Source organism: Isoptericola sp. Y581 (assembly GCF_059445475.1).
Genome location: NZ_JCAIUK010000001.1, coordinates 346,485 through 360,691, shown reverse-complemented (window position 1 = coordinate 360,691; position 14,207 = coordinate 346,485). Strand labels below are relative to the sequence as shown.

At 75.3% G+C, this 14,207-nt stretch carries 11 protein-coding genes; 4 read left to right on the top strand and 7 right to left on the bottom strand.

Annotation, left to right across the window (positions count from 1 at the left end):
• Positions 1–9: 9 nt before the first annotated feature.
• Genes AC1C2W_RS01685 through AC1C2W_RS01675 form a run of 3 tightly spaced genes read right to left on the bottom strand, consistent with a single transcriptional unit; the run spans position 10 to position 3,423 of the window.
• Positions 10–1,152, bottom strand: a complete 1,143-nt coding sequence (locus AC1C2W_RS01685; RefSeq protein WP_495412191.1) for a class I SAM-dependent methyltransferase — start codon at positions 1,150–1,152, stop codon at positions 10–12.
• Between the two features lies 1 nt (position 1,153).
• Positions 1,154–2,395 (bottom strand): class I SAM-dependent methyltransferase, encoded by a 1,242-nt coding sequence (locus tag AC1C2W_RS01680; protein ID WP_495412190.1) that lies wholly within the window; start codon positions 2,393–2,395, stop codon positions 1,154–1,156.
• Positions 2,392–3,423 carry an NAD-dependent epimerase/dehydratase family protein gene (locus AC1C2W_RS01675; RefSeq protein ID WP_495412189.1) on the bottom strand — a complete coding sequence of 344 codons (1,032 nt, stop codon included), beginning with the start codon at positions 3,421–3,423 and terminating at the stop codon, positions 2,392–2,394. The genes AC1C2W_RS01680 and AC1C2W_RS01675 overlap by 4 nt, the downstream gene beginning before the upstream one ends.
• 182 nt (positions 3,424–3,605) lie before the next feature.
• Between AC1C2W_RS01675 and AC1C2W_RS01670 the strand changes: the two genes are divergently transcribed.
• Genes AC1C2W_RS01670 through AC1C2W_RS01655 form a run of 4 tightly spaced genes read left to right on the top strand, consistent with a single transcriptional unit; the run spans position 3,606 to position 9,296 of the window.
• Positions 3,606–5,657: a glycosyltransferase gene (locus AC1C2W_RS01670; RefSeq protein ID WP_495412188.1), complete on the top strand. Its 2,052-nt coding sequence runs from the start codon at positions 3,606–3,608 to the stop codon at positions 5,655–5,657.
• A complete protein-coding gene (locus tag AC1C2W_RS01665; protein WP_495412187.1) occupies positions 5,654–7,003 on the top strand; it encodes an O-antigen ligase family protein in 1,350 nt (449 codons plus the stop codon). Before AC1C2W_RS01670 ends, AC1C2W_RS01665 begins: the two co-directional genes overlap by 4 nt.
• Positions 7,000–8,097: a glycosyltransferase family 4 protein gene (locus AC1C2W_RS01660; protein ID WP_495412186.1), complete on the top strand. Its 1,098-nt coding sequence runs from the start codon at positions 7,000–7,002 to the stop codon at positions 8,095–8,097. The genes AC1C2W_RS01665 and AC1C2W_RS01660 overlap by 4 nt, the downstream gene beginning before the upstream one ends.
• Positions 8,094–9,296: a glycosyltransferase gene (locus AC1C2W_RS01655; RefSeq protein ID WP_495412185.1), complete on the top strand. Its 1,203-nt coding sequence runs from the start codon at positions 8,094–8,096 to the stop codon at positions 9,294–9,296. The genes AC1C2W_RS01660 and AC1C2W_RS01655 overlap by 4 nt, the downstream gene beginning before the upstream one ends.
• On the opposite strand, the gene AC1C2W_RS01650 is transcribed toward AC1C2W_RS01655, so the two are convergent.
• The 4 genes from AC1C2W_RS01650 to pth form a co-directional block, all read right to left on the bottom strand.
• On the bottom strand, positions 9,244–10,458 hold the full coding sequence (locus tag AC1C2W_RS01650) for a glycosyltransferase (protein WP_495412184.1): 1,215 nt from the start codon (positions 10,456–10,458) through the stop codon (positions 9,244–9,246). The two genes, AC1C2W_RS01655 and AC1C2W_RS01650, sit on opposite strands and share 53 nt — an antisense overlap.
• Positions 10,455–12,308, bottom strand: a complete 1,854-nt coding sequence (locus tag AC1C2W_RS01645) for a polysaccharide biosynthesis tyrosine autokinase (protein WP_495412183.1) — start codon at positions 12,306–12,308, stop codon at positions 10,455–10,457. The genes AC1C2W_RS01650 and AC1C2W_RS01645 overlap by 4 nt, the downstream gene beginning before the upstream one ends.
• The gene (locus AC1C2W_RS01640; protein WP_495412182.1) at positions 12,305–13,459 is read right to left on the bottom strand and encodes a glycosyltransferase; all 1,155 of its coding nucleotides are present in this window, start codon (positions 13,457–13,459) and stop codon (positions 12,305–12,307) included. Before AC1C2W_RS01640 ends, AC1C2W_RS01645 begins: the two co-directional genes overlap by 4 nt.
• Before the next feature lie 105 nt (positions 13,460–13,564).
• On the bottom strand, positions 13,565–14,167 hold the full coding sequence (gene pth / locus AC1C2W_RS01635; RefSeq protein WP_495412181.1) for an aminoacyl-tRNA hydrolase: 603 nt from the start codon (positions 14,165–14,167) through the stop codon (positions 13,565–13,567).
• Positions 14,168–14,207: the final 40 nt, after the last annotated feature.

Sequence of the window (14,207 nt, the reverse complement as noted above, 5' to 3'; positions counted from 1 at the left end):
TCCTGAAGTTCAGCGCCCCCGGGGCTCGACCTCGCGCGGCTCGGGCTCCGCGAGCACCCAGCGGCCGGCCGCCTCCTCGATCTCCGGGTACGCCTGCCGAACCTCGTCCAGCAGGTCGGGCACGAAGAGGATGACCTTGTCGGGCCGCATGTCGGCGAGATCCTGCGGCGACACGATCGGCACGCGGGAACCCGGCATCACGCGGCCGCGCTTCGACGGCGACCCGTCCGCGACCGCGACCAACCGCGCCGGTGTCGCTCCTGCCAGCTGCAGCAGCGCCACCGCCCGGGAGGCGGCGCCGTACCCGGCCACCGTCCGGTCGGCGTTCTCGTCGAACCAGCTGCCGAGCGCAGTCACCGTGCGGGTCACCGCGCTCCTGAGGCTCCCGACGACCGCGGGGTCCAGGACGCCCGCGGCGGCCTCCGCCGCGACGAGCTCCTCGACCCGCGGGTCCGCGGCCACCGCCCGGCGCGCGAACGCCACCATCGTCGTCCCGCCGTAGAGGCCGTAGGCCCACGCGCCGACGGGGACCAGCCCGACGGCGCCGGCCATGTCGACGAGCACCGGGACGGAGTAGTAGGCGTAGTGCCCGTGCCGCAAGGCGTTCCAGGTGCCGTCACGCACGATCGTCGCGAGCGTGTGCACGTGCACCGCCAGCACGCCGTCGTCGGCCAGGCGCGCCGCCCGGGCCTCCCAGGCCGCCCGTTGGTCGGCCTCGTGCATCATCCCGAACGAGTCGACGAACAGCTCCACCGGCCCCTCGTCGACCGGCACCCCGCCGGCGTCACGCACGCCGTCGAGCCAGCTGCCACCGTGCGGGCTCGGCGCCTCACCGACCCGTGCACCGGACCACAGCAGCCCGGCGGCCACCAGATCGCCGACGGCGGCCCGGCCCTGAGACGTCAGTGCCGCGGGCTCGATGCCGCGCGGTTCCTCGGCGTCCGTCGGGTCCTCTTCGAGCTGCGCCAGGCCGCACCCGCGGCAGAGCACCATCCGCAGCGGGTGCGTCGCGTCGGGCGGGTCGTCGGGCGCCGGAAAATGGTCGGCCGCGGGCTGGTCGCCCAGGTCCAGCACGACGTCGCCGTCGGCGGAGCGGCACCACCGGCACCGCCAGGCGGCGACCGGCCGGTCGCCGACGGCCGCGCGGGCCACGTCAGGTACCCGGCTCGAAGACCTCGAGGTGCGGCAGCGCGACGAGGAGCTTTCCGCCCCAGTCCGCGACGTGCGCGAGCTGTGTCGAGATCTCCTTGCGCAGGTTCCACGGCATGATCACGACGTAGTCCGGGCGGGCCTCGTCCAGCGCCTCGGGCGCGTGCACGGGGATGTGGGTGCCCGGGAGGAAGCGGCCGTGCTTGTAGGGGTTGCGGTCCACGGCAAACTCGAGCAGGTCGGCGCGCACACCGCAGTGGTTGAGCAGGGTGTTGCCCTTGCCCGGCGCGCCGTACGCGACCACCCGCTCGCCCCGGCGAGCCCGCTCGATCAGGAAGTCCAGGAAGTCGTTGCGTACCTGGGCGACCTGCCGCGCGAACCCGCTGTGACCCTCCACGGTGTGCAGACCCGCGCTCGCCTCCAGAGCCAGTACCCGCTCGACCGCTGGGCTCGGGACGGGCGCGTGCTCGCTCGGCGCCGACCAGGTGCGCAACGAGCCGCCGTGACTCGGGAGCTCCTCGACGTCGACGACGGCCAGGCCCGCCGCGGCGAGAACGCGCTGCGTCGTGAGCAGCGACAGGTACGAGAAGTGCTCGTGGTAGATCGTGTCGTACTCGTTGCCCTCGATGAGCCGGAGCAGGTGCGGGATCTCGATGCTCACGCGGCCCTCGTCCGCGACGAGGGCGCGCAGGCCCTTGGCGAAGTCGACGATGTCCGGCACGTGCGCGAAGACGTTGTTCGCGACGACCAGATCTGCCCGTCCGTGCTCGTCGGCGACACCCTTGCCCGTGGCCTCTCCGAGGAACTCCACGACCGTCGGGATGCCACGCTCGACGGCGGCCGCCGCCACGTTCTCCGCGGGCTCGATCCCAAGGCTCCGGATCCCCCGGTCACGCACGTGCTGGAGGAGATATCCGTCGTTGCTCGCGACCTCGACGACGAAGGCGTCGGGACCGAGCACCAGCTGCTCCACGGCACGGTCCACGAACCGCCGCGCGTGCTGCACCCACGAGTCCGAGAACGACGAGAAGTAGGCGTAGTCGGTGAAGATCTCCTCCGCCGGGATGTACGCGGGCAGCTGCACCAGCAGGCATTGCGTGCACACGCGGACGTGCAGCGGGTAGAACGTCTCGCCCTGATCGATCTCGTCGGCGCGCAGGATGCGCTCGCACGGAGGCGACATCCCGAGGTCGACGAACGTGCGCGTCAGCTCCGTGCCGCACAGCCGACACTTCGGGGCGCTCATGCGTTCACCCGCATTCGAAGAGTGGAGAGGTCGAGGGCTCCGCTGTCCGCCAGCGCGTGGATCCTTCGGAGGCGCACGTAGCGCGCGCCGTCAAAGTCTTCCGCCGTCAGACCGCGTGCACCGGCGTCCGTCCAGATCTCCCGGATGCCGTCCGCCACGGTCCAGCCCGGGGCGGCAGCGGGGAGCTCGTCGCGGATCCGCGTGAAGTCGACGCGATAGTTGCGCGCGTCCGCGCCGGCACCGTCGGCGAACGTCACCGGCGCCCCGGTGATCTCGCTGACCTGCTCGGCCACCGTGCGGATCTGCATGACATCCTCGTCCCGCCCCACGTTGTACGCGCGGTCGTGAACCACCTCGCAGGGCGCCTCGATCGCAGCCAGGAAGGCACGCGAGATGTCCTCGACGTGCACGAGGGGGCGCCACGGGCTCCCGTCGGACTGCAGCCGCACCTCGCCCTGGGTGAACGCGGTGCCGGTGAGGTTGTTAACGACGATGTCGGCGCGCAGCCGCGGGGAGGACCCGTACGCGGTGGCGTTGCGCAGGTAGGTCGGCGAGAAGGCGTCGTCCGCGAGCGCCGAGATGCCACGCTCGGCGTGCACCTTCGAAGCTCCGTACGGGGTGACGGGGTGGAAGTCGGAAGCCTCGTCGACCGGAGCATCACCTGCCGCCCCGTACAGGGAGCACGACGACGAGAAGAGGAACCGGGGCACGCCCGCGGCCTTCGCCGCCTTCGCCATGCGGACCGCGCCGTCGGTGTTCACGGAGTACGTGGCCTGCGGGTTGAGGTGCCCCACCGGGTCGTTGCTGATCGCGGCGAGGTGGACGACGGCGTCGAACCCTTCCAGGTTCTCCGGTCGGGCGTCCCGCACGTCGCCGGTGCGCTGCTCGTAGCCGCGCACCGGCGGCCCGAAGTCGCAGCCGTCGTACCAGCCGGCGTCGAGACCCACAACCTCGTGCCCGGCCGCCTGCAGGAACGGGACGAGCACGGCACCGATGTAGCCCCGGTCGCCATCAACGAGCACCCGCATGGTCCACCCCCAGTTTCGTTGGTCGGCGATCCTGCGGACACGTCCCGCAAGTTCAGCCGTCTCGACGCTAACCAGCGCCCGCCGCGAGCCGTAGACGCAGCGGGGGTGAATTCGTCCTCAGCCCGGGTGATTGCTGCTCCGGGACATTCCGGTGCTGTGCCGCACCGGTCAGGATCGAGCGCATGAGAGTACTGCGCGTCTCGCACAGCGCCGTCGTCGATGCGTGGCGCGCGCGGGAGCGGGAGCTGCGCGCGCTCGGGCACGACGTGCGCACGCTGTCCGCGCAGGCGTGGGACGAGGGCGGCCGGCGCGTGCCGCTGGAGCCGCGGCGCGGCGAGCTCGTGCGCGGGGTGCGCACCCTCGGCCGCCACCCGGCGCTGTTCGTCTACTCCCCCGGGCCACTGTGGCGCGCGCTCGGCGAGCGCTGGGACGTCGTGGACGTGCACGAGGAGCCGTTCGCCCTCGCGACCGCGGAGGTGTTGGTGCTGCGGCGGCTGCGCGCGCTCGTGGACCGGCGGCCGGCTCCCCCGGTCGTCCTGTACTCCGCGCAGAACCTGGACAAGCGCTACCCGTGGCCGTTCCGGTCCATCGAACGGCGCGCACTGCGCGCGGCGGCGGGCGTCAGCGTCTGCAACGACCGCGCGGGCGAGATCCTGCGCGCCAAGGGTGCCCGGGGCACGGTCACGACCATCCCGCTGGGCGTGGACCTCGAGGAGCTCCGCCCCGGCCACGACGGTTCCCCCGAGGCATCGAGGGCCGACGGCAAGGTGCGGGTCGACGGCGCGGTGCGGGTCGGCTACGCCGGCCGCCTCGCGCCGCACAAGGGGGTGGCCGTGCTGCTCGACGCGGTGGCGGGCGACGACCGGCTGTACCTCGATATCGCGGGCGACGGCCCTGACCGGGCCGTCGTCGAGCGGGCTGCCCGCGTGCTGGGAGCACGGGTGCGGCTCCACGGCGCGCTGTCGGGGGACGCGCTCGCAGACTTCTACCGCTCCGTGGACGTCCTCGCCGTCCCCTCCCTCGACACCCCCGGGTGGGTCGAGCAGTTCGGCCGCGTCGCCGTCGAAGCCATGGCGTGCGGCGTCCCCGTCGTCGCGTCCGACTCCGGCGCGCTGCCCGACGTCGTGGGCGGCGCCGGGCTGCTGGTGCCGCCCGGGGACGCCGGCGCCCTGCGCGCCGCGCTGCTGCGGGCGGGCACCGAACCGGGGCTCGCAAGCCGGCTGCGGGCCGCGGGCACCGAGCGGGCCGCGTCGTGCTCGTGGCCGCAGGTCGCGCGGTGGCAGGAGGCGCTCTACCGCGCCGCCGTCGCCGGGTCGCCCACCGGGAACGCCACGACCACTGAACCCACCGCGAGCACAGAGACCCCCCGGGGGCCGGCCGTCGCGCCGCCCGAGGTGGTCGTCGTGGCCTACGGGTCCCCGGACCTGCTGCGCGCCGCGCTGGAACCCCTGGCGGGCAAGTACCTCCTGACGGTGGTCGACAACTCCTCGATGCCGCGGATCCGCGAGCTCACCGAGCTCGCAGGCGGTCGCTACCTCGACCCCGGCCGCAACGGCGGCTTCGCCGCGGGCGTCAACCACGCGCTCGCCCACCGCCAGTCGCCCGGCACCGACGTGCTGCTGCTCAACCCGGACGCGGTGATCGCCCCGGAGGACGTGCTCTCACTGCAGCACGCGCTGCGCGCCGGGCCCCGGACCGCCAGCGTGGGCCCGCGGCAGGTCGACGACGCCGGGGTGCCCGCGCGCGTCGTCTGGCCGTTCCCCAGCCCCGCGGGCGCGTGGCTCGAGGCCGTCGGGCTGGGGCAGCTGCGCCGCACCCCCGCGGCCCGGTCGTTCGTCATCGGGTCGGTGCTGCTGCTGCGGGCCGAGGCCCTGGCCGAGGTGGGCGGGCTCGACGAGCGCTTCTTCCTCTACGCCGAGGAGACCGACTGGGCGTACCGGGCGGTGCGGGCGGGCTGGCGGCACGCCGTGGTCGAGGCCGTGCGGGCCACGCACGTCGGCGGGGCCACGAGCAGCGACCCGACGGTCCGCGAGCTCCGGTTCCACGCGTCCCAGGAGCGCTACTTCCGCAAGCACCACGGGCCGGTCGGGTGGGCCGCTGTCCGGGGCGCGGTCGTGGCGGGCTCCGCGGTGCGCGCCGTCGTCCTGCCGGGCGACCGCGCTCGCGAGGCGCGCCGCCGCCTGCGGCTGTACCTGCGCGGCCCCGTCCGCGCCGGGTCCGGACTGGCCCCGTGAGCGCCGTCCCGCTCCGCGCGGTCTCCGCCCGGTTCGCCGTCGCCCTCGTCGTCGGCGTGCTGCTGCTCGCGACGGGGTTCCTCGTGCCCGTCGAGCCGAGGCTCGCGCTGGCCGTCGCCGGCGGCCTGCTGCTGGTCGGCCTCACCGCCCTGCGCGCCGAGGCCCTGCCCCTGGCGAGCATGGCGACCCTCGTGGTGATCGCGCGCGCCGGCGGCGAGTCGGTCAACCTCTCCGTGAGCGACGCCGTGCTGTTCGTCGCGTTCTGGGCGGCCGTCGTCCTCGCGCCGCGCCCGTTCTCCCCGCCCCTGCGCGCCCTGCTGTGGCTGACGGTGGTCTACCAGGTGGCAACGCTGTTCACCGTGATCGCCAACCCCTACCAGGCGAACACGGTGGAGTGGTTGCACGCGTGGCTCCTCACCGGTGGCGCGCTCGTCGTCGGGTGGGCGGTGGGGCGCTCCGGCAGCGCGTCCCTGGGCCTCGCGCTCTTCGTGGGCGGCGCCTGCGCGATCGCCCTCCTCACGCTGGTCGCGGCCGCGACGACCTACGCGACGACGGGCGAGCTCGCCCCCGTCTACCTGGACCAGCCGTGGGGGATGCACAAGAACTTCATCGGCTGCGTCCTCGGCTTCGCCGCCACCGTGGCATACGCCCGCCCCTCCTGGCTGGCCTGGCCGCGCGTCCTGACCTGGGGGGTCTTCTGGCTCTGCACCGTGGGCGTCGTCGCCTCGCAGGCCCGGCAGGCCCTGATCGGGCTGGGGGTCGCCGTCGTGGTCCTCGCGCTGCGGCCCGAGCCCGGCCGGCGCCGTAACCTCGTCGTGCTGCTCGCCGTCGTGCCCGCGATGTTCGCCGTGGTCTCGATGGTGCGCGAGCAGCTCGAGTCGGGCAACGAGTTCAACTCCGCGTACACGCGGCTCACCTGGTACCAGCAGGCGATCGAGGTGTGGCAGTCCAGTCCCTGGGTCGGGGCCGGGCTGCGCTGGTGGACGGCGGGCCGCACCGAGTACGGCTTCCAGCCGCCCAACGCCGAGCTGGAGGTGCTCACCTCCAGCGGGATCGTGGGCCTCGTCGGCTTCCTCGTCCTGATGCTCGGGTCCGTCATCGTGCTCTGGCGGGTCGACCGCCGCTTCGGCACGCTCGCCGCTGCGCTCGTGCTGAACCGGTTCGTGCAGGGGCAGTTCGACCTGTTCTGGGTCTCCGTGCAGGTGTCGGTGCCGTTCGTGCTCGCCGGGGTGGTGCTCGGCGCCCGGGCATGGGAGCAGGCAAGGGCCGCGCCCCCGCGGTTGCTCGTCATCCCGGAACTGGTGGCGACGGTGTCTCCGCCCGCGCGCACGGAGGTGCCGGCATGAGGGTGCTGCACGTCGTCGTGACCGACGCGTTCGCCGGGGTGGAACAGCACGTCGCGCGCCTCGCAGAGGCGCAGTCAACGCTCGGTCACGCCGTCACGGTCGTGGGCGGCGAGCCGCGCGGGATGGCCGCGCATGCCCCGCACGCGCGGCACGTGCCCGCCGCGACCCTGCCGGCCGCGGCACGCGAGGTCCGCCGCGCCGCGCGCCACGTCGACCTCGTGCACGTGCACATGACGGCGGCCGAGATCGCCGCCGGCCTCGGGCTCACCGGCGTGCCCGGCGCCCCGCCGGTCGTCACGACCCGCCACTTCGCGCTGCGCCGGGGTTCGGGGCCGCTGGGGCCCGCGGTGGCGCTCGTCGCCGCCCACCGGGTGCGGGCGCAGATCGCCATCTCGCGGTACGTCGCGGAGGCCGTCGAGGGTGCGAGCACGGTCGTGCCCCCCGGCCTCGACCCGGCCACCGATCCGCCCGACGTCGGCGCGCGGTCGTCCGTCGTGCTCGTCGCTCAGCGGCTGGAGGCCGAGAAGGACACCGCCACCGCCCTGCGGGCCTTCGCCGCCTCCGGCCTCGCTACGCACGGATGGTGCCTGAAGGTCGCCGGCGACGGCGCGCTGCGGGGCGCCCTGACAAGGCACGCCGCCGAGCTCGGCGTGGGCCCGGCCGTCGAGCTCCTGGGCCACCGCCACGACGTCGACGCCCTCATGCGCGACGCGTCCGTGCTCGTCGCCCCCTGCCCGCGCGAGGGGCTCGGGCTGAGCGTGCTGGAGGCGATGCGGGCCGGCCTGCCGGTCGTCGCGTCGCGCTCGGGCGGGCACCTGGAGACCGCGGGCGCCGTCCCGGGAGCCCCCCTCTTCCCACCCGGCGACCACGAGACGGCCGCCCGCCTGCTGCGCGCGGTCGCGCTCGACGACGGCGCTCGACAGCACCTTGCGGACGGCGGTCTGGAGGTGGTGCGGCGCGCAACGCCGCAGGCGCAGGTCGCCGCCACCGACGTCGTCTACCGCTCCGTGCTGCCCGCTCACGTCGCCGCCCGCCTGGCCGCGTCCGCGCAGAGTGGTGCCGCCGCGGTCCCGGAATCGAGGGCGACGACGTGACCACCGCGGCGGGGCGCCCGGGGCGGGACCTCGTCGTCGTCTCCCTCGAGGCCTGGGACGACGTGTGGCGCCGCAACCAGTACCTCGTGGCCGGGCTCCTCGTCCGCGACCCTGGGCTGCGCGTGCTCTTCGTCGAGCCGCCCGCCGACCCGACCTTCGCCGCCCGCCGCGCCCGCCTCCCCCGCCCCGGCCGAGGGCTGCGCCGCGGCCCCGGCGACGACGGTCGGTCGGGACGCCTCTGGCTGCACGAGCCGACCAAGCTCTGGCCGCGCCGGCTCGACCGCCGCGCGGACGACCGCATCGCCGGGTCCGTGCGGCGCGCCGCCGCGCGTGCCGGACTGCACGATCCCGTGCTGTGGATCAACGACCCGGCCGCCGCCGGCCTGCTCACCGCGACCGGCTGGCCCGCCCTCTACGACGTCACCGACGACTGGCTGCTCGCGCCCCGTGACGACGCCGAGCACGACCGCCTCGTCGCGGCCGAGGCGGTGCTGCTCGCCCGCTGCGCCGAGGTCGTGGTCTGCTCGCCCGCCCTGGCCCGGTCGAAGGGCGCCGCGCGGCCCGTGACGCTCGTGACCAACGGGGTCGACGCCGCGCGGTACCGGGAGCCGCGCCCGCGCCCGGCCGACCTGCCTACCGGTCCGGTGGGGCTCTACCTCGGCACGGTGCACCCGGACCGGTTCGACGTCGGCCTCGCACTGCGCACGGCGCACGCCTGCGCGGGGACCGGGACCCTCGTGCTGGCGGGTCCCGTACTGGACGTCGACCGGGCGACGACGACCGCGCTCGAGGACGCAGGAGTGCGACTGCTGGGGGCAAGGCACCGCGACGAGGTGCCGGCGTACCTCCAGCACGCCGACGTGCTCGTGGTACCGCACGTCGTGTCGCCGTTCACCGAGAGCCTCGACCCGATCAAGCTCTACGAGTACCGCGCGGTCGGCCGGCCAGTGGTCTCCACCCCCGTGGCCGGGTTCCGCGAGGCGGCCGGCCCGGGGGTCGTGATCGCCGCGGGCGACGCGTTCCCGGCGGCCGTACGCGCCGCGCTCGAGGCGGGCGGCGGCCTGGCCGACAACCAGGCCAACAACCAGGCCGACAACCAGGCCGACAACCAGGCCGACGTCCCGACCTGGACGGGGCAGGCCGCGCTCATGGGCGACGTCGTCGACCGCGTCGCGCGGCGTCCCGCCAGGCTCCGCTGACCACCTCCGCCGTGCCGGCCACGCCGAACCGCGCGGCCACCACCCCGCGCGCCCGATCGGCTCGACGCGCCGCGGCCGGGAGATCGCCGAGCACCGCCAGCACGGCGTCGGCGAGCGCCGCGACGTCGCCGGGCGGCACCAGGACGCCGAGCGCGTCCGGCCCGCGCCCGACGATCTCGGGCACGCCGCCCGCGTCGGTGGCCACCACGGGGACGCCGCGTGCCAGCGCCTCCACGACCACCTGGCCGAACGGCTCGGGCACCGGGGAGGCGTGCACGCACACCGACATCGCGTCGAGCTCGGCCCGCGTGTCCAGCACCGTGCCCACCCACTCGACGTGGCCCGCCACCCCGAGCCGCTCCGCCTCGGTCTGCACGAAGGTCAGGTGATCCTCGGCGCCGAACGTAGGCCCGCCCACCACCCGGAACCGGACGTCTGGCCGGCCCTGCAGCACGCGCGGCGCGGCGCGCACCAGCTCGAGCTGCCCCTTCGTGGGGCTCACCCGGCCGACGAGGCCCACCACCGGCGCCCCCGTCCGCGCCGGGACGGGCGCCCCCGGGTCCAGCATCTGCTCCGGATCCAGGCCGGGGTAGGCGACGACGGCGGTGCGCCCCAGCGTCGCGGCCGTGGCACGCGAGTTGGCGATCACCGTGCGCGGCAGCCGCCCCACCGCGCGGACGAGCAGCACCACCGCCCGGGGCAGGTAGTCGGGGGCGACGCGGTCGTGCGCGTACCAGACCAGCCGCCGACCGGCGGCGAGGGCCGGCACCGACGCGAGCAGGTGCGCCTTGAGCGAGGTGGTGTGCACGACGTCGGCGTCGGAGTGGCGCAGCGCCCGCCAGAGGGCCACCTGGGTGCGCACGATGCCGCGTACCCGGCGCAGCGCGCCGTCGCGGGCGAGGCCGTCCCGCGAGACGGCGACGACGTCGCGGGCGGCGGGCAGTACGTCGACGGGCACCCCGACCTCCTCGAGCCGATAGGTCAGCGGGCCGTCCGAGAGCAGCAGTGCCCGCACGTCGAGGTCGTCGGCGGTCGCGACGAGCTCCCGGCACAGGCGCAGCAGCGCCAGCTCCGCACCCCCGAGCTCGGCCGTGTGGTCCACGACGAGCACCCGCAGGGGCACGCCCACGCGCCCGCCCGGGGGGCGGGCCGGCCGGCTCATCGCCCGAACGGCCACTGCCGGTCGGGGTCTGCCAGGCCGTCGGCGCCGCCGCCGCCGACCGGGGCCGGCGCGACGACCTGGTCGGCATAGCCCGGCCCGGGCCATCCCCCCTCGGGGGCGCGCACCTCGGCGGCGCGCACGCGGGGATCAGGCGGCGGCGTCCGTGGCCGGACGGCGGGCGGGCCCGCTGCGGCGTCGCCGTCGGGCTCCACCTCCGACCGGGTGCCGCCGTCCGCGTCATCCTCTCCGTCGTCCGCGGGCCCGCCCGCCGCCTCCGGCGGGGTGCCGTCCACCGTCTGGTCGATGCCGTACGTCGAGGCATAGAGCATGCGCCGGTCGCCCTTGACCCCGGCGAGCGCCACCCCGACGAGAGGCACGTGGTTGATGCGCAGCCGCTCGGCGGCCTCGCGCAGTACCTCGCGCGCCGTCTTCGCCGCCGTCGCCACGAGGACGACGCCGTCGGCGTAGCCGCCGAGGATCGTCGCGTCCGCGGCGGCGAGCACCGGGGGCGCGTCGATCACCACGACCGCCGCCTCGCGGCGCAACCGCTCCACGACGCTGCGGACCTGCGCCGTGGCCAGGTAGTCCGCCGGGTCCATCGTGTTGTCCTGGATCGTCATCACGCGCAGGTTGGGCACCCGGGTCGGCCGCAGGCCGCCGGCCGACACCTCGCCGTCCCCGTCCGCGTGTGCCGAGGCGTCGGGCCCGAGGTCCGGATCGTGGTCCGGCACCAGGTCGGGCAGCAGGTCGGGCAGCAGGTCGGGCAGCAGGTCGGGCAGCAGGTCGGGCAGCTCGGAGCGGCGCAGGTCGCCCGCGAGCACGACCGTGGGCCGGCCGCTGAGCGCGAACGACGCCGCGAGGTTGGCGGCGATGAACGCCCGGGGGGCGTGGGGATCCGCGGCGGTCACGACGACGACCTTGTGCGGCTCGTCGCCCAGCGACACGCGGACGGCCGTACGCAGCTCGCGGATCGACTCGGTGAACGGCGTCGCGTGCCTGCTCGTCACCGGGAGCTTGGCGCTGCGGCGGAACTCGCGGTCGGCTGCCGGCACGCCGTACAGGTCGGCGAGCACGGGCGCGGCCGCGATCTCCGAGGCGTCGGCCGGGGTCCGCACGGTGACGTCCAGGCCCCGGCGCCCGAGGGCGATCCCGACGCCTGCCACCAGCCCGGCGAGCGCCGCAAGCGCGAGCAGCACCGTCGGCGGCAGGCCCACCCGCTCCCCCGGGCCCGCCGGGTCCTGGACCTCCGCGGGGGCGCCGATCGACGTCAGCGCGCTGCGTTGCGCCGACAGGCCCTGGTACTGCTCGACGATCGACTCCCGCTCGGCCGTCGCCAGCGGGTCTCTCCTCTCCTGGCGCAGGGTCGCCTGCACGTCGTCGAGCTGGTCGCGCAGCTCGCCCGCTCGCGCGTCGAGCGCGGCGACCTCGGCCTCGAGGTCCGCCGGGAGGGCGTCCACGTACGCCTGTGCCACGGCGTCGGCGTGCGCCGCGGCCGCCTCCGGTGAGCCGCCCTGCGCCGTCACGGACGTGATCAGCGACTCGGAGTCGACGCTGCTCTGGGTGCCCGCGCCGAGCGCTGCGGCCGTGGTCCCGTCGCCGAGCGCGCTGGCGGCGGTGGTCAGCACCTCAGGACTGGTGACGAGCGTGGGGTCGGTATCCACGGTGACCGTCGTGCTGTCCCCGTCCGCGCCCACGGTCGGGGCGGAACGGATCTGCACGGTGGCAGTCGCCTCGTAGACGGGCACCGCCCGCTGCAGATACAGCACGGCGCCCGCCACGACCACCAGGACCGTCACGACGACCAGGTACTTGCTCGCCCACAGCGTCCGGAGGAAGTCCCTGACCGTCATGCGCCCTCCTCCGCGACGGCGGCGGCCGGATCCGCCCCCGGTACCAGTCCGTCGACGACCGCCCGCAGCCGCGCGGCGAACCGGTCGACACCGAACCGCGCGGCGTGCGACACGAGCTTCTCGGTGTCCCACGCCCGGGACACGGCCTCCTCGATGCCGCGCGCGACGTCCTCGGCCACCGGCCGGTCGAAGAAGACGCCGGTGACGCCGTCGACGACGGTGTCGAGATAGCCGCCGTCTCGCAGCACGACGGCGGGGCGGCCGAACGACGCGGCCTCGAGCGGAGACAGCCCGTAGTCCTCGTACGACGCGGCCACGAGCGCCGACGAGTGCCGGTACACCCACCTCAGCTGCGCGTCGTCGACCCGCCCGAGCAGACGCACCGACGCCCCTCGTGCGAGCAAGGTCAGGCGAGCGCGGTCGGGGCCGTCGCCCACGACCACGAGCTCGCGTCCGGTGGCCCGGGCCGCCTCGATCACGAGATCGACGTTCTTGTACGGCAGGAGCCGCGCCACGCACAGCAGGAACCCCGGCGCTAGCCCGTCGATCGCACGCTCTTCGCCACCCGGCAGCATCGCGGGAGGCGGGGGCAGCACCTCGGCGTCGAGGCCGTAGGCGTCGCGCACCGCCTGTCGGGTCACGGTCGAGTTCGCGAGGTACACGTCCGCGCCGGCCGCCGCCTCGGCGTCCCAACGGCGTAGGGCCGGGGACAGCAGCCCGAGGGCCGCGTCGGCCGCGAGCCGGCGAGCCCGGTGCGCGACGCTCCCGGCGTCCGGCCCGAGGTACCGGCCCCGCTGGAAGAGCCATCGCGCCGGGGCGTGGCAGTAGACCACGGTGCGCCCCGCGCCCCGGTAGCCGTGGGCCCAGCCGGTGGAGCTGGCGAGCAGGACGTCGGCCTCCACGGTGGTCCGGTCGACGGCGCCCGCGAGGAACGGCAGGGCGAGCCGGTGGTGCCGGCGCAGCAGGCCGACCCGGTCGAGGTCGGAGGTCCGCAGGTCCAGCGCCCCGAACTGCGGGTAGGTGCCCGCCGGGTCGTGGAGCGTCGTGTACATCGGCGCGCCGGGGAAGGCGTCCGCCATCATGAGCGCCACGCGCTCCGCGCCGCCGCGCTGGGTCGCATAGTCGTGCGCGAGCGCCACCGTGGAGCCCATGGTTCCTCCTCGTGCGGACGGTCTGGACCGCCCGACGAGCGTAAGGAGACCGGGGCACGAAATGGGGCCGTTCCAGGCCTTTCCACCCGGGTGAAACCCCCGGCGTCAGACCTTCGTGTGGTACTTCCCCTGCGCCGCGAGGAGGCCCTCGACGAGCACCAGCTCGACGGCGTCGGCGGCGTCGTCGACGAGGATAGGCAGGTCCTTGCGCTCGGTGGCGGAGAAGTCCTTGAGCAAGTGGTCGGCGGTGTCCATCCGGCCGGGCGGGCGGCCCACGCCCACACGCACGCGCACGAAGTCCTTGGTGCCGAGGGCCTTGGTGATGTCGCGCAGGCCGTTGTGGCCGCCCTCGCCGCCGCCCACCTTGAGCTTGATGGTGTCGAACGGGATGTCGACCTCGTCGTGCACCACGACGAGGTGCGCGGGGTCGATGCCGTAGTACTTGACCAGCCCGGAGACGGGCCCACCGGAGGTGTTCATGTACGTGGTGGGCTTGGCGAGCACGACGCGCGGCCCGGGACGCCCGCCGGGCAGCACGCCGAGCCGCGTCTCGGCGACGACCGCCTGCGCGCGGGCGTGCCGGGCGAACCGGGCGCCGGTGCGCCCGGCCAGCAGGTCGAGCACCATCTGCCCGACGTTGTGCCGGTTGCCCGCGTACTTCGGGCCGGGGTTGCCCAGCCCGACGACGAGCCAGGGGCTGTCGGTCATGGGGTCTCACTTCCTCTCCTGCGCCGGCACCGAACTGTTG

What these genes read in the sequence shown, in the direction of transcription:
- AC1C2W_RS01675 (WP_495412189.1), bottom strand. Translation starts at nt 3,423, where the DNA reads ATGCGGGTGCTCGTTGATGGCGACCGGGGCTACATCGGTGCCGTGCTC.
- AC1C2W_RS01680 (WP_495412190.1), bottom strand. Translation starts at nt 2,395, where the DNA reads ATGAGCGCCCCGAAGTGTCGGCTGTGCGGCACGGAGCTGACGCGCACG.
- pth (WP_495412181.1), bottom strand. Translation starts at nt 14,167, where the DNA reads ATGACCGACAGCCCCTGGCTCGTCGTCGGGCTGGGCAACCCCGGCCCG.
- AC1C2W_RS01650 (WP_495412184.1), bottom strand. Translation starts at nt 10,458, where the DNA reads ATGAGCCGGCCGGCCCGCCCCCCGGGCGGGCGCGTGGGCGTGCCCCTG.
- AC1C2W_RS01645 (WP_495412183.1), bottom strand. Translation starts at nt 12,308, where the DNA reads ATGACGGTCAGGGACTTCCTCCGGACGCTGTGGGCGAGCAAGTACCTG.
- AC1C2W_RS01640 (WP_495412182.1), bottom strand. Translation starts at nt 13,459, where the DNA reads ATGGGCTCCACGGTGGCGCTCGCGCACGACTATGCGACCCAGCGCGGC.
- AC1C2W_RS01660 (WP_495412186.1), top strand. Translation starts at nt 7,000, where the DNA reads ATGAGGGTGCTGCACGTCGTCGTGACCGACGCGTTCGCCGGGGTGGAA.
- AC1C2W_RS01670 (WP_495412188.1), top strand. Translation starts at nt 3,606, where the DNA reads ATGAGAGTACTGCGCGTCTCGCACAGCGCCGTCGTCGATGCGTGGCGC.